20 protein-coding genes are annotated in these 23,888 nt (G+C 31.2%); 14 read left to right on the forward strand and 6 right to left on the reverse strand.

The features are described from left to right. Positions 1-7 precede the first annotated feature (7 nt). Complete coding sequence (locus tag E0K96_RS03610; RefSeq protein ID WP_168081242.1) at positions 8-1,333, forward strand: M18 family aminopeptidase; 1,326 nt, start codon at positions 8-10, stop codon at positions 1,331-1,333. Between the two features lie 529 nt (positions 1,334-1,862). Here the strand turns inward: E0K96_RS03610 and E0K96_RS03615 are convergent. Next, a complete protein-coding gene (locus tag E0K96_RS03615) occupies positions 1,863-3,314 on the reverse strand; it encodes a L,D-transpeptidase family protein (protein WP_168081244.1) in 1,452 nt (483 codons plus the stop codon). Positions 3,315-3,770: 456 nt separating this feature from the next. On the opposite strand from E0K96_RS03615, the gene E0K96_RS03620 reads away from it, so the two are divergent. Further along, a complete protein-coding gene (locus tag E0K96_RS03620; RefSeq protein WP_168081246.1) occupies positions 3,771-4,715 on the forward strand; it encodes an L-lactate dehydrogenase in 945 nt (314 codons plus the stop codon). 25 nt (positions 4,716-4,740) lie between these two features. Here E0K96_RS03620 and E0K96_RS03625 read toward each other — a convergent pair whose 3' ends face one another. Then, complete coding sequence (locus E0K96_RS03625) at positions 4,741-5,598, reverse strand: PfkB family carbohydrate kinase (protein WP_168081248.1); 858 nt, start codon at positions 5,596-5,598, stop codon at positions 4,741-4,743. A gap of 105 nt (positions 5,599-5,703) precedes the next feature. On the opposite strand from E0K96_RS03625, the gene E0K96_RS03630 reads away from it, so the two are divergent. The 8 genes from E0K96_RS03630 (at position 5,704) to E0K96_RS03665 (ending at position 16,990) form a co-directional block, all read left to right on the forward strand. Beyond that, positions 5,704-7,050: an MATE family efflux transporter gene (locus E0K96_RS03630; RefSeq protein WP_168081250.1), complete on the forward strand. Its 1,347-nt coding sequence runs from the start codon at positions 5,704-5,706 to the stop codon at positions 7,048-7,050. Between the two features lie 176 nt (positions 7,051-7,226). Then, positions 7,227-7,655, forward strand: a complete 429-nt coding sequence (gene mraZ, locus E0K96_RS03635; RefSeq protein ID WP_087243951.1) for a division/cell wall cluster transcriptional repressor MraZ — start codon at positions 7,227-7,229, stop codon at positions 7,653-7,655. 9 nt (positions 7,656-7,664) lie between these two features. After that, complete coding sequence (gene rsmH / locus E0K96_RS03640) at positions 7,665-8,609, forward strand: 16S rRNA (cytosine(1402)-N(4))-methyltransferase RsmH (RefSeq protein WP_168081252.1); 945 nt, start codon at positions 7,665-7,667, stop codon at positions 8,607-8,609. Then, positions 8,599-8,898, forward strand: a complete 300-nt coding sequence (locus E0K96_RS03645) for a hypothetical protein (protein WP_087243953.1) — start codon at positions 8,599-8,601, stop codon at positions 8,896-8,898. Before rsmH ends, E0K96_RS03645 begins: the two co-directional genes overlap by 11 nt. Next, positions 8,898-11,051: a penicillin-binding protein gene (locus E0K96_RS03650; RefSeq protein ID WP_168081254.1), complete on the forward strand. Its 2,154-nt coding sequence runs from the start codon at positions 8,898-8,900 to the stop codon at positions 11,049-11,051. Before E0K96_RS03645 ends, E0K96_RS03650 begins: the two co-directional genes overlap by 1 nt. A 67-nt stretch (positions 11,052-11,118) precedes the next feature. Continuing rightward, positions 11,119-13,038: a penicillin-binding transpeptidase domain-containing protein gene (locus tag E0K96_RS03655; RefSeq protein ID WP_168081256.1), complete on the forward strand. Its 1,920-nt coding sequence runs from the start codon at positions 11,119-11,121 to the stop codon at positions 13,036-13,038. A 78-nt stretch (positions 13,039-13,116) separates the two neighbouring features. Further along, positions 13,117-16,326, forward strand: coding sequence for a DEAD/DEAH box helicase (locus E0K96_RS03660; protein ID WP_168081452.1), 3,210 nt, complete (start codon positions 13,117-13,119; stop codon positions 16,324-16,326). 193 nt (positions 16,327-16,519) lie between these two features. Then, positions 16,520-16,990: a LytTR family DNA-binding domain-containing protein gene (locus E0K96_RS03665; protein WP_087243957.1), complete on the forward strand. Its 471-nt coding sequence runs from the start codon at positions 16,520-16,522 to the stop codon at positions 16,988-16,990. Positions 16,991-17,328: 338 nt separating this feature from the next. On the opposite strand, the gene E0K96_RS03670 is transcribed toward E0K96_RS03665, so the two are convergent. Beyond that, a complete protein-coding gene (locus tag E0K96_RS03670) occupies positions 17,329-17,568 on the reverse strand; it encodes a helix-turn-helix domain-containing protein (protein WP_087243958.1) in 240 nt (79 codons plus the stop codon). A 212-nt stretch (positions 17,569-17,780) separates the two neighbouring features. Between E0K96_RS03670 and E0K96_RS03675 the strand changes: the two genes are divergently transcribed. Both E0K96_RS03675 and E0K96_RS03680 read left to right on the forward strand, forming a co-directional pair. Continuing rightward, the gene (locus E0K96_RS03675; protein ID WP_168081258.1) at positions 17,781-18,530 is read left to right on the forward strand and encodes a LytR/AlgR family response regulator transcription factor; all 750 of its coding nucleotides are present in this window, start codon (positions 17,781-17,783) and stop codon (positions 18,528-18,530) included. Continuing rightward, positions 18,517-19,245, forward strand: coding sequence for a LytR/AlgR family response regulator transcription factor (locus tag E0K96_RS03680; protein ID WP_087297653.1), 729 nt, complete (start codon positions 18,517-18,519; stop codon positions 19,243-19,245). Before E0K96_RS03675 ends, E0K96_RS03680 begins: the two co-directional genes overlap by 14 nt. A 22-nt stretch (positions 19,246-19,267) precedes the next feature. Here E0K96_RS03680 and E0K96_RS03685 read toward each other — a convergent pair whose 3' ends face one another. Further along, a complete protein-coding gene (locus tag E0K96_RS03685) occupies positions 19,268-20,002 on the reverse strand; it encodes a sensor histidine kinase (RefSeq protein ID WP_168081260.1) in 735 nt (244 codons plus the stop codon). 549 nt (positions 20,003-20,551) lie between these two features. Then, positions 20,552-21,265, reverse strand: a complete 714-nt coding sequence (locus E0K96_RS03690; protein WP_168081262.1) for a LytR/AlgR family response regulator transcription factor — start codon at positions 21,263-21,265, stop codon at positions 20,552-20,554. Positions 21,266-21,433: 168 nt separating this feature from the next. Here E0K96_RS03690 and E0K96_RS03695 point away from each other — a divergent pair, with 168 nt between their 5' ends. Continuing rightward, on the forward strand, positions 21,434-21,865 hold the full coding sequence (locus tag E0K96_RS03695) for a hypothetical protein (protein WP_168081264.1): 432 nt from the start codon (positions 21,434-21,436) through the stop codon (positions 21,863-21,865). A gap of 32 nt (positions 21,866-21,897) precedes the next feature. On the opposite strand, the gene E0K96_RS03700 is transcribed toward E0K96_RS03695, so the two are convergent. After that, positions 21,898-23,208 (reverse strand): hemolysin family protein, encoded by a 1,311-nt coding sequence (locus E0K96_RS03700; protein ID WP_168081266.1) that lies wholly within the window; start codon positions 23,206-23,208, stop codon positions 21,898-21,900. Between the two features lie 248 nt (positions 23,209-23,456). On the opposite strand from E0K96_RS03700, the gene E0K96_RS03705 reads away from it, so the two are divergent. Beyond that, positions 23,457-23,852, forward strand: coding sequence for a GNAT family N-acetyltransferase (locus tag E0K96_RS03705; protein WP_168081268.1), 396 nt, complete (start codon positions 23,457-23,459; stop codon positions 23,850-23,852). Positions 23,853-23,888 lie beyond the last annotated feature (36 nt).

Genomic DNA, 23,888 nt, shown 5'->3' on the forward strand with positions numbered 1-23,888 from the left:
GGATAAGATGTATAAAGAAGTTTCAAAACAGTTGATGTCTTTTATTCAACAAAGTCCAACAGCATTTCATGCAGTGGATACAATGAAAAAGATTTTAAATCAAAATGGTTATCAGGAATTATCAGAAAGTCAGAAATGGACAATACAATTAGGTGGAAAATATTATGTAACACGTAATCAGTCTAGTTTGATTGCTTTTCATGTTGGTCAACATTTAGAAAATTATAATTTTCATATTGTGGCTTCACATAGTGATTCACCAACTTTTAAGTTAAAAGAAAATGCTGAAGTGGAAATTAAAAACCATTATGTATCTTTAAATACAGAAGGATATGGTGGGATGATTTGTGCTTCATGGCTTGATAGACCTTTATCAATTGCAGGACGTGTTATGGTTAAAGACAACAATACATATCAGACACGTTTACTTTGTTTTGATCAGGATCTTGTATTGATTCCAAATGTCGCCATTCATATGAATCGCAGTGTGAATGATGGTTATGCCTATAATAAACAAATTGATATGTTACCATTGATTGGAGGACAGGCATATCAATCTGGTGATTTGAAAAAAATGATAGCCAAAGAATTGCAGGTAGATGTTGAAGATATTTATGGCAGTGATTTATATTTATATAATCGTATGCAGCCTACAATCTGGGGAGCGCATGATGAATTTATTTCATCGCCGAGATTGGATGATTTACAGTGTGCCTATACATCTTTACAAGGTTTCTTGAAAGGGTATCATTCGCAAACAATTCAAGTCTTTGCCTGCTTCGATAATGAAGAAGTAGGTTCATCTACAAAACAAGGAGCAGCATCTACATTTTTATATGATACTTTATACCGTATTCATCATCATTTATTTCAAGATGATGAAGATTTCTATCGTGCAGTCGCTTCTAGTTTTATGTTGAGTGGGGATAATGCCCATGCTGTTCATCCTAATCACCCTGAAAAAACAGATCAGCAAAATGGTGTTTATATGAACCAGGGGATTGTGGTGAAATCACATGCTGGACAAAAGTATACAAGTGATGCTTTGAGTATAGCTGTATTGAAAGATTTATGTGAAAAAGCTGGCGTTCCACTTCAATTCTTTGCGAATAGATCGGATATGTTAGGTGGAAGCACACTAGGAAATATTGCCATGTCTCAGGTGTCAATGAATTGTGTAGATATTGGCTTAGCCCAGCTTGCCATGCATTCATCTTATGAAACAGCAGGAATCAAAGATTCATATGATATGATTAAAGTTATGGAGGAATTTTATAATAGCCATATTCAAGTCGTTAAGGATGGATATGTCATTGTAGACAAGGAGGGATAAAATGTTAAGTCGTTTATGGAAGTTTGTGATATATTCGATTTTTTCACTTTTTCTTGTAACATGTTTGTCTTCTATATTATCAATTAGAAAAACAACAGAAAATCTTGCATATGCCTTTTGATAAAACTAACGAAAATAAAAAAAGTTCATAATGAACTTTTAAAAATTTTGATTAATTACAATGATAGAAATTTGATGAAGATATACGTATATTGTATCGTTTTAAGAATCCTACTTTTTGTAGGATTTTTTATTTGATGTCTATTTTTTGAATGATGATGAGCGAGATTGGAATGAAGATACAAATATAAATAATAATACAACAAATATCAATGATATCAAAAGAAATAGTTGTGTGTGAGAATAGGTGAAATATGATTTGGTCGGCTAGGAAAAAATAAATATATGAAAGAAAAAGAAAGACTATCAGTTGAAAAAAATCTTTTAAGAAAATGTTTCATAGAAATCCCTCCTTATAAGTTTATCATAACAGAAGGGAACGAAAAAAGATATGAATTTCTCCATATCTTTAATAATAACATACAACAGGTATGTTGACGCTTAATTGACTATACAATGATGCAGCTACATCAAGTGGAAGATTGATACAACCATGTGAACCATATGTTTTATAACGATCTCCACCAAAGGCAGATTGCCATGTTGCATCATGTAAACCAATACCACCATTAAATGCCATCCAATAAGCAACAGGTGTTTCATATTCTGGTTTACCATCTTCTTGAATTTCACCGATTAATGTACGATTACGTTGCATAAAATAAATGTAATAAGTACCACCAGGTGTTCTCTTGTCTGGATCACTTGGTAATCCAGAAACAATGTCTGATTGTAAAACAACATTCCCATTTTTTACAAACCACATATGTTGACCTGTTAAATCAATTTCTACAAAAGTATGGCCTATTCCTCCATTACTGTAAGATGCCTGTACACCTGTCACAACTGGAGTTCTTGTTTCTTTTTTATGTGCTTTAATATCAGCAAGTAATCCAGTCACTTCTTTACTTTGATTTAATTTATAACCATAATTACCACCAGAAACCGTTCTTGTGCCATTAGCACCAGTAAATGTTTTAGCTTTTCTGATAATATTGATTTGAGGTGCTAAAGTTTCTTTGACAAATTTTGTGGCTTGTTTCTGAAACTCTTCTTCATCGTAATAATAATTTCCTTTTTCATCAATAGATAACCATTGAATCAAATCATTTCCATCTAAAACAACTTGACCAGATGTTGTTTGATAAGTAATTTTAGCATCACAATATTCCTTAGCTAGTTTTTGTAAATTTGTAATTGTTTCATCTTGTGATGTCAATTGTGGTTCTTTATAAATATGTTGCTCTTTTAAGTTAATAGAATCCTGACGTGTTTGAAAAGCTTTTTCTACAGCATTAATCAATTGATCATTTTGAATTGTTGTCCCAAAAACTTCTGGTGTAATCACAAACTCGTCATCTTTATATTCTACCTTGGCATCGACTGGAGCAATTTGTTTATCTTTGACATGCTGTAAAGAATTAACAGCTTCTTCTAATTGCTTTTGATCTGTGATCAATAAATCATTTAATTGAATCTCTGTAGATTGAAAGAAATGTGTAAACCATAGAAAATAATTTTGTTGATCTAATGTCTTTTGAATACTGTTGTTTTGATTAAAAGAAATTCCACTATCGGTTTGTTTTAAAGTTTCTTTTTCTCCATCAACAAATGTCAATGATAAAGTTTGATTTGTTAAAGCTTTTTCAAGTGTTGAACTTGCATCCTCATACGTGAAACCTGAAACATCAATATCGTTAATTGTCGTATGACTCATAAAACGATTATGATAATAGAAACATCCAAAAAGATAAACAACAATAATCAAAGCACCTAAGATAAGTGCTGCTTTTAATACATGATCTTTTTTTATGCGAATCTTTTTTCTTGGCTCTCTTTCTTGTGTTTTCGTTTCCTCCATATATATATACCCCTTATATTTATAGCTTCATTTAGAAGTATAGGTACTTTTCAGATAAAAGTCAAGTTATCCGACATTTTATGTAATTGAAATCAGTATTTTTCATGAATGATGTTGATTGATTTTTCATCTAAGAAAAGATATGAAGAAAATCGCCCTCATTATGATGACACAAATGAAAATATTTGACATTATTGACACTTGTTTGAAAACGAGTTTTTTAACATATGCAATCGTATCAAGGATGGTTATAAATCATAGGGATTGTTTCGATTTCGACAATATATTTATAGAAGATAAAATGATAACATAGAATAGAAAATGATATGAAAGAAGCCAATTTGAATATTTGAAAGTCTATGATCAATGAAATATACAAAAAAGAATCATGGAAATGTTGCATATGATTTGAAAAATTTGTATTTTTGGGTATACTGAAAGCGGAAGGTGATAAATATGGTTAATATGCAAAAAGTTGCAGTGATTGGATGTGGGTTTGTAGGAGCTACATCTGCATTTAGTTTGATTCAGACAGGTTTATTTTCAGAAATGGTATTAATAGATGCAAATGCCAAAAAAGCTGAAGGAGAAGCGATGGATTTAAGTCATGGGAGTGCTTATTTAACACCTATGAATATCTATGCCGGCACTTATGATGATATTGTAGATGCAGGAATTATTGTCATTACAGCAGGTGCGAATCAAAAACCTGATGAAACAAGATTAGATTTAGTTAAGAAAAATGTTCAAATTTTTAAGAGCATTATTCCAGAAATTAAGAAAAGAAATTGTGAAGGTATTTTATTAATTGTTTCTAATCCTGTTGATATTTTGACAGAAGTTGCTTTGAAATTATCAGGATTCCCATCAAATCGAGTTATTGGATCAGGAACTGTTCTTGATACAGCAAGATTAAAATATGTTTTAGGTAAACATTTACAAGTGGATCCTCGTGATGTTCATGCTTATATTATTGGAGAACATGGTGACAGTGAATTGGTTGTATGGTCTGGGGCGCAGGTTGCTGGTATTCATATTAATCATTTCTGTGAATTACGTGGACACTTTAATCATGAAGAAGCCATGGAAAGATTGGCTCAGGAAGTTCGTGATAGTGCTTATGAAATCATTGAAAGAAAAGGAGCAACTTATTATGGTGTAGCAGTTGCAGTGAAACGTATTGCGACAGCGATTGTAAAAGATGAACATGCAGTATTACCTGTTTCTAGCTTGATGCAGGGAGAATTTGGTTTGAATGATTTATGTTTAAGTATTCCAACTGTTATTGGACAAAATGGTGTTGAAAAAGTTGTTGATATTTATTTGAATAATGATGAAAATGATAAATTACAATCAAGTGCCAGAGCTTTAAAAGAAGTATTGGATGATTTGGATTTATAAGAAGAAAGCATTTATAGAGTGAAGTCTATAAATGCTTTTTTGATATTTTCATAGCAGCGATTTCGTTGGCTTTTTGTAAAGCGTGAAACCAGGAATAGCCTAGCATACGATAAGCCATGATACTACCTATATGGCTATCACCAGCCCCGTTGGTATTATAAACGTTCACTGGGATGGCAGGAATATGAAAGTTTTCCTGTTGATTATAGAAATAACATCCATCTTTTCCAAGGGTAACGATTACAGGTTGATGTGTTTGCTGATATAAATATTGACAGGCCTGTTCAAGCGTGGTTTGTTGTGTATATGTCAGGATTTCCTGCTTGTTTAAATGAATAATGGGATGGAGTGAAAGGATGTTTTGGAAAGATTGTTTGGGTATGTCCATTAAACGTGGACCAGGTGCAAAATAGATACTTAAATGATCATGATTTTTTAAAAAATTATAAATCACTTCATGAGTATCTTCTTCGATTTCTAATCCACAAAGATAGACACATTGATATTGTTTCATATCCAATTGTTGAAACCATTCTTTTTGATAAAAATATTCAGCACCATGCTCACAAAGAAAAGTTCTTTCGCCCTGTTGATCTATAATACAATAACAACATCCATTCTTTTGATTGGTTTCAATAAGTATAGGAATCTGATTTTTTTGAAAATGGGTTTTCACAAATTCTCCATAGATACCTTTACCAATAGGTGAAAAAAGAGTATAAGGAAGTTTGGTCTGTCTGAAAATAGAGGCCACATTCCAGGCACAGCCACCCATGGCCATGTTTTGACTGATTATATTTTCATCACCACATAGTTGAGGGAACTGTTTAACATAAATATGAACATCACAAACACTTGAACCAATAATTAATGCTGATTTCATGATAAATATCCTTTCTTTTTGACTTTTTATGATGATATTATATCAGATAAGTCTATGTTTAGAAATGTTTTAGTGTTATAATGAAACGATGATGGGAGGGGTTATATGGATGATACAAATATGATGAGTGAGGGGTCTATTGCTAAAAAGATTATTTATTTTGCGATTCCTTTGTTTTTAGGTAATTTATTTCAACAATTATATAATACTGCTGATTCTTTGATTGTTGGAAATTTTTTAGGATCAAGTGCTCTTGCTGCTGTAGCGTCTTCAGGTAACTTGATTTTTTTACTGGTTGGTTTCTTTAATGGTATTTCTGTGGGAGCTGGCGTTGTGATTGCACGTTTTTTTGGGGCTCATGATCATAAGCGTGTGCATCTATCTATTCATACAACTGTTGCTTTAGGAACTGTATGTGGTATTGTTTTAACGATTTTAGGTGTTGTATTTGCACCTAAGATTTTAATTTTGATGGGAACACCCCAGGATGTTTTACCCAATTCTATTATTTATTTTAGAGTCTATTTTATGGGGTCATTGGCTTTTGTGCTTTACAATGCTTTTACAGGAATCTTACAGGCTTTAGGTGATAGTAAACATCCATTATATTATTTGATTATATCTTCAGTTATTAATGTTGTTTTAGATGTTGTTTTTATTACTGTCTTTGATATGGGAGTAGGAGGGGCCGCTTTAGCTACGATTATTTCACAAATTGTCAGTGCTGTTTTATGTTTCATGCATTTAATCAAATTACCTACATATCCATTAAAAGTTCAACAAATTCGATTTGATTTACCAATGCTGAAACTGGTTATTCAAAATGGATTGCCTGCAGGAATTCAAAATTCAATTATAGCTTTAGCCAATGTTGTTGTCCAAAGCTATATCAATAGTTTTGGACAGATGGCTGTGGCAGGATGTGGGGCTTATTCAAAAATTGAGGGCTTTGGATTTTTACCTATTACATGTTTTGCCTTAGCAATGACAACTTTTGTTTCACAGAATATTGGAGCAAAGAAATATGAGCGTGTCAAAAAAGGAACGCGTTTTGGTATTATCTGTTCATTGGTCTTGGCGCAAATTATAGGGATGATCATTTTTATTGGAGCCCCATTTTTGATTGGCTTATTTGATTCAACACAGGATGTTATAAGCTATGGAACAATGCAAGCTAGAACCGTGACTTTATTTTATTTTTTATTGGCTTTTTCACACTGTATTGCTGGTATTTTAAGGGGAGCAGGAAAATCAATGATTCCCATGATTGTGATGATGATCTTTTGGTGTGTCGTTCGTGTTTTATACATCAGTATTGCTTTGCATCTGGTTCATGATATTCATCTTGTTTTTTGGGCATATCCAATCACTTGGGCATGCAGTTCTATTGTTTTTTTATGGTTTTATCTGTTTTCTTCGTGGTTACCACGATTGGAAAAAGACAGTTTATGAAAATTTGTTAAAATATGGAAAAATAGTGATAAGTGGCGAAAATAAGCCACTTTTTTTGTGCAAAAAATCAAAAAATAAAGCATGTTTTTTCTATACATAAGGGTATAAATGGTATATAATAGTGGTATGAAGTGTTAAAATATGTATAGAAATGTATAAAAGTGGGTGATTTTGAAGTGTTCATTGGGGAATATAGACATAATATTGATACAAAAGGACGATTAAGCATTCCTGCCAAAATGCGTCTTGAATGTGGTGAAAAAGTCTATGTGACTCGTGGGAATGAAGGCTGCCTGGCTATTTATACAGTTGAAGGCTGGGAAAACTATTATCAATCACTCATGACACTTCCTAAAAGAAAAGCCGAAGTGAGAACTTTTATACGTTTGGTGACTTCAAGAGCGACAGATTGTGAATTTGATAAATTAGGTCGTATCAATATTCCACTTGTTTTAAGAAAAGAAGGAAATCTGCAAAAAGAATGTGTCATAGTCGGAGCAGGTGATCATATTGAATTATGGAATAGTGAAACATGGGATCATTTCTATGATGACAATATGGATCATTTCGATGAGATTTCAGAAAATATAGATGATTTAGATTAGGAGGATGTTATGTTTCATCATGTCAGTGTTTTATTAAAGGAAACAATCGATGGTTTAAATATAAAAGAAGATGGCATTTATGTAGATTGTACACTGGGTGGTGGTGGACATAGTCAGGAAATTTTAAAACATTTAACAACGGGTCATCTCTATTGTTTTGATCAAGATCAACATGCAATAGAAGCAGCCAGACAGCGTCTATCTCAAATCTCTGATCATTTTACAATTATTTATTCTAATTTTAAAAATCTGAAAACTGAGCTTGCAAAACATGGCGTAGAACATGTGGATGGAATTGTGTTTGATTTAGGTGTTTCTTCACCTCAGTTTGATGATGGTGAACGTGGCTTTAGTTATAATTACGATGCCAAACTGGATATGCGTATGGATCAGAATCAAAAATTAACTGCATACGATATCGTCAATTCTTATAGTTATCAGGATATTGTCACAATTCTGTATAAATTTTCTGAAGAAAAATTTGCCAAACAAATTGCCAGAGCGATTGAACGTCATCGTGAAATCAAGCCTATTGAAACAACATTTGAACTGGTGGATATTATTAAAGAAGCGATTCCAGCTCCGGCCAGAAGAAAAGGTGGACATCCAGCGAAGCGTACATTTCAGGCTTTACGTATTGCGGTTAATGATGAATTAAATGTTTTTGATATCGCTTTAAATGATGCTTTAAAAATATTGAATGTTCATGGCCGTGTTGCAGTCATTACATTTCATTCTTTGGAAGATAAGATATGTAAATATACTTTTCAGGAAGTGACAAAACAACCAGAACTTCCTAGGGGAATGCCAATTGTTCCTGAATATTTGAAACCAAAGTTTCAAAAAATCACAAAAAAACCAATTGTGGCGAGTGATGAAGAATTATTAGAGAATCATCGCTCTCATTCAGCAAAATTAAGAATTATAGAAAGGATATATGAGGATGAAGAATAAGAGAAAAGAAACAAGATTTTTAAGATTTTCAAAACGTTTATTAGTGATGAGTTTTATTGTTTTTGTTGTAGGGATTGTTGCATTAAATTCTTATGAATCAACAATTAATGTAGCATGTAATCAGTTGGAAAAGGATATTAAGACAATTGAATCAGATATTGATGGATTAGATATGAAAAAATTAGAGTTAGCTTCTTTTTCTCGTATTGAATCTGTTGCTGAAGCGAAGGGATATACATATAAACAAAATACTGCCACAGCTGCTGTTGTAGGAGTTCCTGAAGAATAATGGCTTTGAAGAAAAATAATAATCAAAGTGCTAAAATTATATATTGTATTATTATTGCAGTCATTGTTTGTATGGTACTTAATGTCATTTACTTGGGAGCTACTGGGAAACATTTGATCAGTGGAAATGATATTGAAGGTTATGCTAAAGATCGTGGTGAAAGTAAAACAGAGATTTTGCCTGCTAAACGTGGGACAATCTATTCAAGTGATAATGAAGTTATTGCCAGTGACATGAAAACATATAAGCTTTATGCGATTTTATCTAAGACACATTTAACGCTTGATAAAAAACCGGATTATGTTGTTGATAAAGAAAAAACCGCCAAAGAATTATCACCTATTATTGGAATGGATGAAGAAGATATTTTAAACCGATTGAGTAAAGATACTTATCAGGTAGAGTTTGGAAGTTATGGAAACAATCTGTCATCTCTTGTAAAAGATCAGATTGATGCCCTTAATTTACCTGGTTTGGAATTTGAAGAAATCACAACACGAAATTATCGTTATGGTGATTTTGCATCCTATGAAGTTGGATATGCACAAGCAGTTACAGAAGAACTTAAAGGAAAGACAGTTCAGAATATAGTTGGACAAATGGGGATTGAGAAGGCGTTTGATGAAGAGTTGTCTGGAGAAGATGGAGAAAGAACTTATTTGGCTGACAATAATAATAATGTCTTGCCAAATGGAATTTTGAGTGAGACTGCACCTGTTGCTGGAAATGATGTTTATTTAACGATTGATAGTGATGTGCAGACGGAATTAGATATGCAGATGGAAAAAATGGTAAAAGAATTAAAGCCAGAAAAAGCAACCTGTGGTATTATGGATGCAAAAACGGGAAAGTTATTGGCTATTTCTAACTATCCATCATTTGATCCAAATGAACGTGATATTGATAATTATGTTGATTTATTTTTTAATGAACCTGTTGAACCTGGTTCAGTCTTTAAATCATTTGTTTATGGAAATGCGATTAATGATCATAAATTAGATGTGAATGATACTTATCAATCAGGAAAGTATTACTATAAAGTCAATGGAAAAACAGTTGCGACACTCAGAGACCATAATGATGGTAAAGGTTGGGGAACAATCAGTTATAAACAAGGATTTTATTATTCAAGTAATACGGGAATCTGTCACATTTTAAGTGAAAAAACAGATAAAGAATCCTTGCTTCAGGATTATGAAGATTTAGGTTTCTTTAAAGAAAGTAACATAGATGGTTTAGAATCTGCCGCAGGTTTTGCTGGATATAAACGTGAAGGAGAAAGAACGTTAGAGTATTTGACAACCGGATATGGACAAGGATCAACATTTACAGGTTTGCAGTTAATACGTGCTTATAGTGCGTTTGCGAATGATGGAAAAATGGTAGAACCTTACATTGTGGAAAAAGTTGTCAACAGTGATACAAAAGAAACTCTATATCAGGCAAAAACACAGTACTCTAAACAAATATATTCTACTGATACTGTCAAACAGGTCAGGGATTTATTGAAAGGTGTTATTAATATAGAAGGAAGTACAGGATATAATTATCGTATGGATGATGTGAATTTAATTGGGAAAACTGGAACAGGACAGGTAGCATCTGAATCAGGTGGTTATCGCAGTGGTTTCTATACAAACAGTTTTGTCGGTATGGCTCCATATGATGATCCACAGGTCATTATAGTGATGTGGTATCAGGGAAGCTCTGCAAGTACTGTAGAATCTGCCAAAGTTGTTCAGGCTGGTATTCGTGCGGCTTTAAATAAATTAAATGAACAACCATCACAAGTTGTAGAAACATCTACATTTGTTTTAGATAATTATACAAATCAAAGTGTTGATTATGCAAAAGACGTTTTATCTAATCATCAATTATCTTCACTTGTTGTAGGAGATGGAAATGTCATTGTTGATCAATATCCAAAAGCACAGACTGAAGTGTCTTCCAAATCAAGGGTATTCTTACAAACCAATGGAACCAATATCACCATGCCGTCCATGACAGGATGGTCGCGTAAAGAGGCGGAAGCTTTTGGTGCCATGGCTAATGTAGAAATAGAATTCAAAGGTGTGGGGTCTATTTATAAACAAAGTGTATCGAAAGGTACGAAGCTAAAAGCTAATCAAAAAATTACAGTAACGGCAAAATAGGGGCTGAATTCAGTCCCTATTTTCATATTTTCAATATCATAAACATACAATATGTTGGTGATGTGACATGGTTTTTTCTAAAATGATACAGAAGATCAAATGGGTCAATATTGTCATGACCATTATTATTGTTTGTATTGTGATTCGTCTTGGCTATAGTCAATTTATTGCTTATCAGGAATTGAGTTTAAAAGCAACAGAATCATGGCAACGTAGTTTTCCATTGGAAGCATCACGTGGAAAAATATATGACAGTCAGCATGTGACTTTGGTTGATAATCTCACAACATCTTCATTGATTGTTGTTCCAAGTCAAATTAAAGATCCTATCCATACTGCCTATCAACTCGCTCAAATTCTAGAATGTGATGAAAAGACATTATTGGATAAAATACAAAAGAAAGTTTCAGTAGAAAGAATTCAACCAGAAGGACGACAACTAGATGAAAATAAAGCGTATAGCATTGATCGTTTAAAATTACCAGGGGTCTATCTTGTTCAAGATACTTTGCGATATTACCCATTTCAAAATTATTTAGCTCAAACTTTAGGATTTGTAGGTATTGATAATCAAGGATTAGTTGGTCTAGAGCTCCAATATGATGATTATCTTTCTGGAGTCAATGGAAGCATTCATTATTATATGAATGCCAAAGGACAAAATTTAAATATTTATCCAGCTGATTATGTTTATCCAACTTCTGGTATGGATATTGAATTAACGATTGATACACGTGTTCAGGATGTCGTAGAAAGAGAATTAAACAATGCTTATGCGACTTATGATCCAGATTCTATTTTGTGTTTAGCAATGGATCCTCGTAATGGTAAAATTCTAGCAATTTGTAGTAAACCTGATTTTGATCCGAATGATTATCAAAATGCTGATAGTGAAATTTATAATCGTAATTTACCAATTTGGAAATCCTATGAGCCAGGATCAACATACAAAATTATTACTTTTAGTAGTGCTTTAAATGAGAATCTTTTTGATATGGACAAAGATACTTATTATGATAAAGGTTATGAAATTGTAGGCGGTGTTCGTATTAAATCATGGAAAAAAGGAGGACATGGTTTACAAACCTTTAGAGAAGTTTTACAAAATTCTTCCAATCCTGGATTTGTTGAAATTGGGCGTAGACTTGGTAAAGAACGTCTTTATCAGTATATTCAGGATTTTGGATTAACACAAAAAACAGGTGTCGATATGATGGGAGAATCCAGTGGAATTATGTTTGATTATGATAAGTTTAATGAAGTTGAACAGGCAACTGTGGCTTTTGGACAAGGCATTTCTGTGACACCAATCCAGCTTGTCAGAGCTGTTTGTGCTTGTGTGAATGGTGGAAAACTCTATCAGCCTTATATTGTCAATAAAATCTATAATTCCAAAACACATGAAGTTGTCAGTGAAAAACAACCCAAAATGTTAAAACAGGTCATTCGTGAAGATACGTCAGCTAAAGTCAGAGATGCTTTGGAAGGTGTTGTGACGGATGGAGGTGGAAAGAATGCTTATATAGATGGGTATCGTATTGGGGGAAAAACAGGAACCGCTCAACGTGCCATTAATGGAACATATGCTGGTAATGGCTATATTCTTTCTTTTTTAGGTGTTGCGCCCATTGATGATCCACAGATTGTGCTTTATTTAGCCATGGATAATCCTAAAAAATGTGTTCAATATGGTGGAACAACAGCAGCTCCTATTGCCAGAAAAATTTTCATGGATGTTTTACCAGCACTGGGAGTTCAAAAAGTGACACAACAACGAGAAAAAGCTTATGTCTGGACGGATACGAGAACTTTTGATGTACAAAATTATATTGGTAAGAAAAAATCAGAAGTGAAAAATGATCAATATGGTTTTGAATTTTTAGGTGAAGGTGACTATGTCATTGATCAATTGCCTCGTGTTGGAGAACAGATAGAAGAAGGTCAGAAAGTGAAAATTATGTTAGGTAATCAACAAGAGATCCGTTAATCAGTGAAAATGCATGTGATTATAGCTTACACTCTGGTCATAATATGATATAATAAAAAATTGATTGGAGGAATCATGATGCTTATACAGGAAAAAGAAATCAGACGTATTGTGCAAAATGAAAAGGAATATCGTTATGGTCGTTTTATGGATATGAAAGAATATTTAGAAAGAATGACGATCTCCTATGATGAAAATAATCACTGTTATAGAATCAATGCAAGAATTTCAATGTCAAATGATAAATTGATTGTATCTATGAAAATCTCACAGGATGGGGAGATTATTCAATCTCATTGTAGCTGTCCTTTAAAAGGACAATGTCGTCATATTGCAGGAATTTTGTTCTTTTTAAAGAAATTAGAAGTGACATCTTTCCCTTATTTTTATGAAAAAGATGATCATTGGAATAAGCAACAGCAACTCTTAAAAATAGAAAAACAACGACAAGAACGCATCCTGCATAAAAAACAGCAGGAATCATTAGATTTGATTCATTTATATAAAGATCAGTTATTAAGAGAATCTTTTGTTCCATTTATTTCACAACAATATCAGCTTAAAGTCTTTGTCCAACAAAAAAAGAATCAATTATGGGTTGCTTTTAAAGTTTTAACATCGACTCAAAGCTATATGATTAAAAATATTGATTCCTTTTTAAAAGCCATTGAACATCATGAACATTTACAATACAGCAAGAATTTTGAATTCATTCATAGTAGGGAAGCTTTTGATGAGGACTCTAGAGAAATCATTGATTTTATGAAAAAAAGCTTTTTAAAAAATCAGTTTATTCAACAGGGTGTTATCAAAGTATTAATGATACAGGATGATATAGATGAATTTTATAATATCATGAGTGCTTTGCCTTCTTCTTATTGTGATATTGCTTTTGATAAGAAGAATTATACGATTCCTTTAGATATTTCCTTAAAAGAAGACAGCTATGTTTTAGATTTAGCTGATTATAATGAATTTGAAGATGTGATGATATCCTCACAATATTTATACAGTTTTCATAATGATACTTTATATCGCTATATGTTCCATGCGCCTATTCAAGCCATCACATTTATCAAAAAATGGATGGAAACCAAAGGCGGTTTCTATATTCCTCAAAATGCTTTAATGGATTTTTATAAATATGTTTTATATGATTTAAGTGATGATATTGATTTAAAGACACATCTTTTTGATACCTATCATCAAGAAGATATGATTAATCTTTATGCAGATATGACGCGTGATGATCAGATTTGTGTTCAATTAGAATATATTTATGATGATCATATCTGTTATGGTTTTGATGAAGATAATACGCATAAATCAAAGAAAGCAGATTTAATAGAAGATTATTTGCGTCCTTATATTGAAGATATTGATGATCATATGATTTATCTTCAATATGATCATGATTTTACTTATCAGTTTTTAAAAGAAAGCTTGCCATATCTTTCGCATTATTGTCAGATTTTTGTCAGTGATGCCTTAAATAGTTTTTCTCAGGTTACACCAGTAGATATACAGGTGGGTGTACATCTGCGTCAAGGCTTATTGTCTATTGATATTCATAGTATTCATGTCCAAAAAGAAGAACTCATAGATTTATTAAAAGCATATAAGAAAAAAAGAAAATTCTATAAGTTAAAGAATGGTCAGATTCTTTCGTTAGAAAATCAGGAACTTCAGGATTTAGATCATCTGACACATTCTTTATCACTGAATATGAAAGATATTGTGGGAGGGGAGATTCAAATTCCAACTTATCGTCTGTTTGAAATTGATCAGATGATGAATCAGGAATCTTCTTTACATTATCAAAGAAGTGCTGAATTAAAGAAATGGACGGAAGACTTTAAACAAAGAGAATATGATTTTGATATTCCTCAACATTATCAAAGTATTTTAAGAGATTATCAGAAGCTTGGTTATCAGTGGTTAAGACTGATGGAACATTATGGTTTTGGTGGTATTCTGGCTGACGATATGGGGCTTGGAAAAACATTACAGATGATTACTTATTTTGATAGTTTAAAAGGACAAGGAACACACATGGTTATTGCCCCTGCAAGTCTGATTTTTAACTGGCAGGATGAATTTCAAAAATTCTCTCAAGATCTAAAGGTTTTATGTGTTTATGGTCATAAAGAAGCCAGAGAAAAGCTTTTGGAACATAAAGAAGATTATGATGTTGTAATCACATCTTATGATTATTTGAGAAGAGATATTGAATTGTATGAAACATATCAGTTCCATACAGTTGTGATTGATGAAGCTCAAAATATCAAGAATCCTAAAACACGAAATGCCATTTGTGTAAAGCGTTTAAAAGCTAAACAGCGCTTTGCCTTAACCGGAACACCAATTGAGAATTCATTAGCTGAATTATGGTCAATCTTTGACTTTTTAATGCCTTATTATCTCTATCATTATCATTACTTTTTAGAACAGTTTGAACGCCCTATTGTAAAAGAACATGATGAACAAAAACAGGAACGTCTTAAACAGATGATTACACCATTTGTTTTAAGAAGAAATAAAAAAGATGTCTTAACAGAATTACCTGAGAAAATTGAACAGACCATCTATATGCGTTTTAATGAAGAAGAAGAGAAACTTTATCTGGCTAATCTTGTCCAGGTTAATAAATCTTTACAGGAAAAACTTCAAGTTCAACAGTTAGGACGTATTGATATTCTAGCAATGTTGACACGTTTAAGACAATTATGCCAAGATTCACGTTTATTATATCAGGATATACAAGAGCCTTCTTCAAAGTTAAAAGGGTGTATGGAACTGATTCATTCTTTAAAAGATAATCATAAGAAAATATTATTATTCTCTTCATTTACTTCATTATTACATTTGATTGAAGAACAATGTCAAAAAGAACATATATCTTATTATCTTTTAGATGGTTCGACTTCAAAAGAAAAACGTAAACAAATGGTTGATGCTTTCCAAAATGATCAAACAACACTATTCCTTATTTCTTTAAAAGCAGGCGGATCAGGTTTGAATTTAACAAGCGCTCAAGCTGTCATTCATTATGATCCATGGTGGAATATGTCAGCAAAAAATCAGGCAACAGATCGTGCACATCGTATTGGTCAGTTAGAAAATGTTCAGGTATTCTCATTGATTATGAAAAATACAATTGAAGAAAAGATAATGGAATTACAAAAACAAAAGAAAAACTTAGCAGATACTTTTGTTGAAGGAAATGAAGGAACGATTAGTACCATGAGTTTAGATGATATGAAATCGTTATTTGAGATCTCGTCATGAGATCTTTTTTTGTGCAAAAAATGCCTGTTTTTGGGTAAAAAACATGTAGAAATATGTCGAATTTTGTAGAAAAATATACAATATTTAGGCAAATGTGCATTTTATTTATTACAGACATAGGTGTTCTATAAACTTCTCTTGTGTTTTGATATAAAAATGCATTTTATATATCTATATGGGGAGGGATGAAAACATGAAGATCATCTATGATGAAAATGAACAAATGAATCATCATGAATTAAAACTTGTTTATCATCCCAAAAACAAAAAATTAGCGCAGCTTTTATTAAAACAATTTACTGAAAATTTAGGTGAAGTTGAACTCTATGATGAATATCATAATAAATATTATGTCCCTCTTTTAGCTATATACTATTTTGAAATGGTAGACCAAAAGTTTTATGCCTATACTGAAAAAGATGTCTATCGCATCTATTGTGTGAAAATGGAACGCTTAAAACAGCGGGTACAGGATTACGGCTTTTATCAGATTAATGTGCGGACACTTGTGAATATCAGACATGTGAAAACTTATAAAATTCAAAGAGGGAGTCGGCGTAGAATTATTCTTGATAACGATGATATTTTAATTTCCAGTCGGCATTATAAGCCGGAGTTTGATCGTTTAGAACATGATCTTAAACATGGCGAAATTGAAATATAAAAAGAACGAAAGAAAAATCTTTCGTTCATGATGCATCACATATAAATAAGGATGTAAGAAGCCAGGTTCATTTAGGCTAAGTCACAATCTTATTTATATCTTCTATATATTGATGCGGTTGCTGATGAGAAAAATCCCTTTCTTTTTTATTTTATAAGTTCATTTTCATACATCAATATACAGGTGTTCTTTAAAGACAAATTTATTATAACGAATAAACAAATAAAAAACGAATTGAAAAGCATAAAAACGATGAAAAAAATAATAAATTTACAGATTCGTCAAAAAAAGAATGTAAAAAAAATTACAGTTTTATCAAACTGTAAGATTTCCTGTTATTATTTATCTAAATCTTTAATTCCATAAAATTCATTTTTCTTTTCCACATTTTCGCAAATATAATCTAATGACGCTTTATAAAAACGTGAGAAACGAATAAGTTTAGGAACAGAAGGTGTTCTTTGATCAGATTCATATTGAGAAACAATTGGTTTAGACATTTTTAATGCTTCCGCCACTTGCTTTTGTGATAATCCTGCTTCTTTTCTTAATGCTTTTAATCTTTGACCAATACTCATGTTTTCACCACCCTAGAGCTATTATACACCATGAAGATTTGCTTTAGGTAAATTCATCATAATTTCAACTCTTTTGTCATTCGACAATTCTCGACAAATTTCTACAAATTGGCATAAAAATGACCAAAAATGGGAGAAAAGTGGACTGATTTCTCATTGCAAATTGACTACAATAAAATTATCAAGATAATTAAAGAAGGGGAGAGGGAACGATGAACATTGCTGTATGTGATGATCAGCTGGATTATTTAAACTTGATTAAGAAAAAGCTTATTGAATGTTTTCATGAACCAGAAATGGAATTAAATGTTTATACTTTTTCTACAATTCAAGAGATGCTGTATAGTACAAAATTTCGTTGTTATGAATTTGCATTCATTGAAATGAAAGTCGAAAATGATCGTGGTATTGAAGCAGCTTATCGATTAAGAGAACTGAATCGTGCCTGTCAGGTTGTCTTTATTAGTGATCAATATTATCACATTCATGAAGCATTTGCGGTAAAGGCAAGGGAATATTTACTAAAACCCATTAATACAAAGCAATTTCAAAGTGTTTTTGATTATTTAATGGATTGGTATTTACATCAAAATGTCAAATTTGTCATACCCATTAGAGAATTAGGACGTAAACGTATTTTTGATGTTGATGAAATTAAGTATTTTGAAACTTATTATAATGATTTAGAAATTGTAACGGTGGATGATCAGCGTTTCATGACACATGTTAAAAATCGTTATAAGTTACGTCCAGTATTAAAGTCACGATGGTTTATGCAAGTGAATCAAAGTGTTTTAGTGAATATGAAATGTATTGATTTTTTAACAGATCGTAATGTTATTTTAAAATCAAGGGAAGTCTTTCCGACAAGTCGTAAAACATTGATACAAAATCATCTTTTATTTGAAAAATTTTTAAAGGAAAAAGAAGAAAAGGAAAAATTAAGAAATGGGGAGAAATAAGTTGAGAATTGCGGTGATAGATGATGAAACATTTTACATTCAAGATGTTTATTCAAAAATAGAAAATTTTAAACAGTCATTTCATGATATAGATATTGAGGTTGATACATTTACTCAAGGAAAGGAATTTTTAGATAGTTTTGAGGAACATCCATATGATTTGATTTATTTAGATATTGAATTAAATGATATCAATGGTGTTCATTTAGCTCATATGATTCATGAGAAAAAAGCTTCAACGATGATTATTTTTATGACAAGTCATATGAGTTATATACATCAGTCTTATGTTGTTAATGCTTTTCAATATCTGACAAAACCATTAAAAGATCCACTTTTTACATATGAATTGAAAAGAGCTATCAAACATTATCAATATATGCAAAAAGCTTTTGTATTTCCAACTTCACAAGGACGTATTATTTTTAATCTATCAGAAATTATATACTTAGAAACAGCTTATAAAAATTATAAGATTCATACAACACGTGGTGTTTATTATGGTTCTTTAAAAGCTGTCAATAGTATTAGAAAAGCCTTATTAGATTATACGTTTGTTAAAATTCAAAGAAGTTTTATTGTGAATATGGAACATATTGTCAAAGTTGATAACATATTATTATATATGTCAGATGAAAGCATGCTGATGGTTTCAAAGAAACGCTATAAAGAGTTTAAAAGAAGATTCTATCAATTTCTAGCTGATAAAAAATAAGACCATTTTTGAGTCTTATTTTTTATTTTTGTAAGACAACTCTTAAAATAACTTGATCATGCTCCACTTCATATTTGGCTTCACCATGATAACGTTCTGCCATTTCTTTAATACTGCTAACACCAAATCCATGAGCAATTTTATCTTTTTTACTTGTTTTATGAAAAGATGGATGACTTCCTTCTGGAATAGAATTTTCAATATAAAGAATCACATGTGTCTGTTTACTTTGAAGCTTTAATGAAATATGTTTTTCACCATCTATGTTCTCACATGCTTCTTTAGCATTATCTAATGCTAAACTGATAATTAAAGCTAAATCACCAGGAACAATACTTCCTAAATGCAATATTTTAGAAATATCTTCATCATATTGAATACCCTTTTCTTTAATACTTTGAATATGAGCATTCAATGCACCATCAATCGCTGCAATACCAGTATGTGTTAATGCCTGATATGCTTCAACATGTGTTTTTAAGTTCTGTTCAATATAATCCTTTGCTTCTTCATATTCTTCTTTTTCCAAATGCGATTGTAAAATAATTAAGATGCTATTGAGATTATGATTAATCTTTCTAATCTCTTTTTGTTGTTGTTCTCTTTGTTGGTTAAATTCTTTTTCTTTCTCCAAGTTCTGTATAATAGATTTTTGTAAATGCTTATCTTTTTCATATTTCGTTTGCATTCTATCAAAACATATCAATGCAATAATACTGATCACAACAGTGAAGATATAAGTACGACCTATACCCATTATACGAAATAAGGCAGGATTATCTATAATAAATGTTAAACAAAAATGAATAAATATTAATATACTGAATATTTTAAATCTTTTTAAATTAAGATTAAAATGATTTTTAAAAGTAAAAATAAAGATTATATAAGATATATAATTGGTGATACAGCGTACCAAAACTAAATATGGTGTTAAAAAATAGAAAAATTCAAATGTGATTGGTGTATTGAATATCCATGAGCAAAATAAATTAGAGAAACAATAAGCAGTAATTTTAATAATTAAAAATATACTAAAATTTTTTAGAAAAATTATTAAAGAATTTTTATGCTGTTTGAATATAATTGATATTATTAAAAATGTAATAAAATATATACAAAAATTTAATAAGAAACTTGTAGAAAGTAATAATAATATGGATGTAAATATATAAATTAATGATAATTTTTTTACTTGTTTACTATATAGGTTTGAAAATGATATTTTAATATAAAAATCTAATAATAATATATCTAAAATAGCAATAAAGGCTTTACATAATAGGTTAAATACAATTGTCATAAATTACATCTCCTTATCTATAAAATTAAAATATTTTTCTTTGAATTCTTTACGAATTCGTTTGGTTAATGGAAGAATGTCATCATTAGTCATTGTGATGTAGTCAAAACAAAATGATTTGACATGTTTAAAATTAATGATGATACTTCGGTTGAGTTGGAAAAAGTGAAAATCTAATAATTGTTGTTTTGTTTTCATTATGGTTTTTAAGTTACCAAAATAATGTTTATTCATTGTTTTTAATTTATATTTACCATAACTTGTTTCTAAATAGAGAATTTGATCAGTTTTAATATAAACTTTTCCTTCGGTTGTTGAAAATAATACTGTACGATTTAAACGCTTATAAACCTGAGTTGCATGATGAAGTTCTCTTTGGAATAATTTCTGATCAATAGGCTTATCAATAAATAAGTCTGCACCAATCCACATGGACTCTGGTAAATAATAGTGATAGGCTGTAATGAAAATGAAGATACAATTTGCTTTGATATCTTTAATCATTTTAGCTAATTCAATACCATTTTGACAGTCATCAAGCTCAATGTCTAGAAAAACAAGATCATAAGGTTCGATTCTAAATGCATTAATTAATTCATTACCATTTGTATATCCATCTATGATGGTGGGCTTAGTGTCATGAAACTCATAGTTTTTAATCCTTTCCATAATATTTTGTACATAAAATAATTCGTCGTCACATACTGCGATACGCATAGTTTCTACCTCCTTTTTGACAACTATCTACATTATATGACAAAGATTTTTATATCAGAAAAAATACCCAAAGTGTGCATTTTTATAGTTAAAATATGCACAAATTTTATATATAGAATAACTTTTTTGAGTATTTTGGTAGACTATTGTCGAAAGGAGGTGAGGGTTATGTCAATTCAAAAAAAGGTTATGGCGTTGGGTTTAAGTTTTCTTGTTTTAGGAGGAACAATGACTTCAGCTTTAGCTTATGTGTATGAACAAGGAACAAGATATCAAACGGTGACACACAAAAATATTCCTGCATGGGGTCATGCACATTTTGATACAACTTATGGAAGTAAAAAAACCATGACAAGTCAAATTGGTACATTTAAAAAGACATATGGAGATGCGGCATTAGGAAATTTTGCTGAATTAATAACATCTTCAAAAGTAATGGTATCTAAATCGGAAGGAATTCCATTAAATAGAGATGTACTTGTGAGTGAACATGGATGTAAAAAAGGAACAGTTTATTTTACTGGAGTAAGATCACATGGTTTAGAACCAAGTAATACTTGTGATGTGACATTAAAATTTAGTGCGGATGACCTATTGTAAACGAAAAAAAGGACCTAGTTGATTAATTTCGACTAGGCTTTTTTTGTTATGATGACTTCTTTGATACGACGATCTTGAATCTTGGTGATCTGGAAAGTTATGTTATCTATGTGAATTGTTTTCGTTGTACCATCTTTTGGGATAGAACGAAGATGACTGTATATGTAACCACCAATGGTATTGTAATCTTCGTCTTCTGGAAATTGGATACCCGTTGCTTCAACAAGATCTTCAATATTTGTATTTCCATTGACACGCCATTGTGTTTCATTGATTTTTTGAATATCTGGTCGTTCACGTGAGTCATGTTCATCATAGATATTTCCAAAGATTTCTTCAACTAAATCTTCTAATGTAATGATTCCACTGATACCTCCAAATTCGTCAATAGCGATAGCAAAATGAATATTTTTATTTTGCATATCTGCAAATAAATCATCAGCTCTCATGGAATCTGGAATAAAGTATGGTTTTGTAAGAATCTTTTCAAATGGTTTCTTTTTTGTTTGGAGATTCAACAAATAATCTCTGACATGTAAAACACCGATAATGTTGTTTTCATCGTTTTGATAAACAGGATAACGTGATAATCCAGTATTTTGAATGATTTTAATAATCTCTTCTTGAGAGGCATCTGCTGAAATATAAACAATATCAACGGAAGGTGTCATAATTTCAGAAATATCTGTATCATTAAAATCAAAAATATTTTGTAGCCATTCACTTTCATCTTCATCTAAAACGCCACGTTTTTCACCGAGTTCGATCATTGTCAAGATTTCTTCTTCGGTGATGCTATCTTCTTCAGCTTCTGTTTTTAAGTGTAATAGTTTTAAAACGGCATTGGTTGAAAAAGATAAGAATTTGACAACGGGGTTCATAATTTTTGCAATCATTAAAACTGTGCCACATGAGATTTTAGATACTTCATATGGTTTTTGCATGGCAATTCTTTTAGGAACCAATTCACCTAGAATTAAAGTAAAATAAGATAAAATAATTGTAATAACAATGACTGATAGTGTATCAAGGACATTTAATGGGATACTTGTGATTCCTAAATCCTGTGATACCCATTGAACAAGGTATTCTGAAAAGTTATCAGCCGCAAAGGCACTTCCTAAAAATCCAGCTAACGTAATTCCAATTTGAATTGTTGATAAGAATCCAGAAGGTTCTTGTAGAAGAATTAATAAGCGTTTAGCTGTTTTTTCTCCATCTTCGGCTTTTTTTTCTAATTGTGTCTTATTTAATGATAAAACTGCAATTTCTGTTGCCGCAAAGAATGCATTCAATAAAATTAAAATAATCTGCAATAATAATTGCGAGGGTATAGAGTCCATAACTTCACTCTCCTTTTATTTTTTGGCTCTATATGTTTGTGATACAAAAAAAGACAACTACCACAACACTGCAATAAAAGTCTCGTTATTTCATATATAAAACCGGCTAATAAACTTAGCGTGATGTCGATTATATAACATCATGAAATGATGCTAACTACTCCCTTTTATGTGTTCTATTTTATCATATTGCACGTAACTGTCAATATTGTTATGATAAGAGTATGTAAAAAAGAGGTGAAGCATATATGAAACTTGAATTACTGGAATACGCTCATGAACATTTGCCTAGAGGCTTTACGCCTTATTATATTTATGCCATTATGGTTGATTCAATAGAAGTAGGGCGTTTAACTTTTAGAGAAGGAACCATACAACAGCACTATTTTGATGGTCATATTGGTTATCATATTGATGAAGCTTATCGTGGTCATCATTATGCTTATCAGGCTTGTTTGCTTTTACAAAAACAATTACAGTTTCATCAGGTGATTTTAACTTGTGATCCTCATAATCAGGCTTCTTTATGTACTATTCAAAAATTAGGCGCAAGATATATAGAAACAAAGGTTATTCCTGCAAAACAGCGTCGTTTTTTTGCGAGTGATGAAAAGGAAAAAATGGTTTTTATTTGGGAAATATAAAGTGTTTGTTTTATAATAATGGAAAAGGAGGCATAA

The organism is Massilimicrobiota sp. SW1139 (assembly GCF_012027715.1).
Taxonomy (GTDB): Bacteria; Bacillota_I; Bacilli_A; order Erysipelotrichales; family Coprobacillaceae; genus Allocoprobacillus; species Allocoprobacillus merdigallinarum.

Excerpts from the sequence above, each read along its gene's own strand:
- E0K96_RS03610 (WP_168081242.1), top strand. The coding sequence starts at position 8 with ATGTATAAAGAAGTTTCAAAACAGTTGATGTCTTTTATTCAACAAAGT.
- E0K96_RS03615 (WP_168081244.1), bottom strand. The coding sequence starts at position 3,314 with ATGGAGGAAACGAAAACACAAGAAAGAGAGCCAAGAAAAAAGATTCGC.
- E0K96_RS03620 (WP_168081246.1), top strand. The coding sequence starts at position 3,771 with ATGGTTAATATGCAAAAAGTTGCAGTGATTGGATGTGGGTTTGTAGGA.
- E0K96_RS03625 (WP_168081248.1), bottom strand. The coding sequence starts at position 5,598 with ATGAAATCAGCATTAATTATTGGTTCAAGTGTTTGTGATGTTCATATT.
- E0K96_RS03630 (WP_168081250.1), top strand. The coding sequence starts at position 5,704 with ATGGATGATACAAATATGATGAGTGAGGGGTCTATTGCTAAAAAGATT.
- rsmH (WP_168081252.1), top strand. The coding sequence starts at position 7,665 with ATGTTTCATCATGTCAGTGTTTTATTAAAGGAAACAATCGATGGTTTA.
- E0K96_RS03645 (WP_087243953.1), top strand. The coding sequence starts at position 8,599 with ATGAAGAATAAGAGAAAAGAAACAAGATTTTTAAGATTTTCAAAACGT.
- E0K96_RS03650 (WP_168081254.1), top strand. The coding sequence starts at position 8,898 with ATGGCTTTGAAGAAAAATAATAATCAAAGTGCTAAAATTATATATTGT.
- E0K96_RS03655 (WP_168081256.1), top strand. The coding sequence starts at position 11,119 with ATGGTTTTTTCTAAAATGATACAGAAGATCAAATGGGTCAATATTGTC.
- E0K96_RS03660 (WP_168081452.1), top strand. The coding sequence starts at position 13,117 with ATGCTTATACAGGAAAAAGAAATCAGACGTATTGTGCAAAATGAAAAG.
- E0K96_RS03665 (WP_087243957.1), top strand. The coding sequence starts at position 16,520 with ATGAAGATCATCTATGATGAAAATGAACAAATGAATCATCATGAATTA.
- E0K96_RS03670 (WP_087243958.1), bottom strand. The coding sequence starts at position 17,568 with ATGAGTATTGGTCAAAGATTAAAAGCATTAAGAAAAGAAGCAGGATTA.
- E0K96_RS03675 (WP_168081258.1), top strand. The coding sequence starts at position 17,781 with ATGAACATTGCTGTATGTGATGATCAGCTGGATTATTTAAACTTGATT.
- E0K96_RS03680 (WP_087297653.1), top strand. The coding sequence starts at position 18,517 with ATGGGGAGAAATAAGTTGAGAATTGCGGTGATAGATGATGAAACATTT.
- E0K96_RS03685 (WP_168081260.1), bottom strand. The coding sequence starts at position 20,002 with ATGGGTATAGGTCGTACTTATATCTTCACTGTTGTGATCAGTATTATT.
- E0K96_RS03690 (WP_168081262.1), bottom strand. The coding sequence starts at position 21,265 with ATGCGTATCGCAGTATGTGACGACGAATTATTTTATGTACAAAATATT.
- E0K96_RS03695 (WP_168081264.1), top strand. The coding sequence starts at position 21,434 with ATGTCAATTCAAAAAAAGGTTATGGCGTTGGGTTTAAGTTTTCTTGTT.
- E0K96_RS03700 (WP_168081266.1), bottom strand. The coding sequence starts at position 23,208 with ATGGACTCTATACCCTCGCAATTATTATTGCAGATTATTTTAATTTTA.
- E0K96_RS03705 (WP_168081268.1), top strand. The coding sequence starts at position 23,457 with ATGAAACTTGAATTACTGGAATACGCTCATGAACATTTGCCTAGAGGC.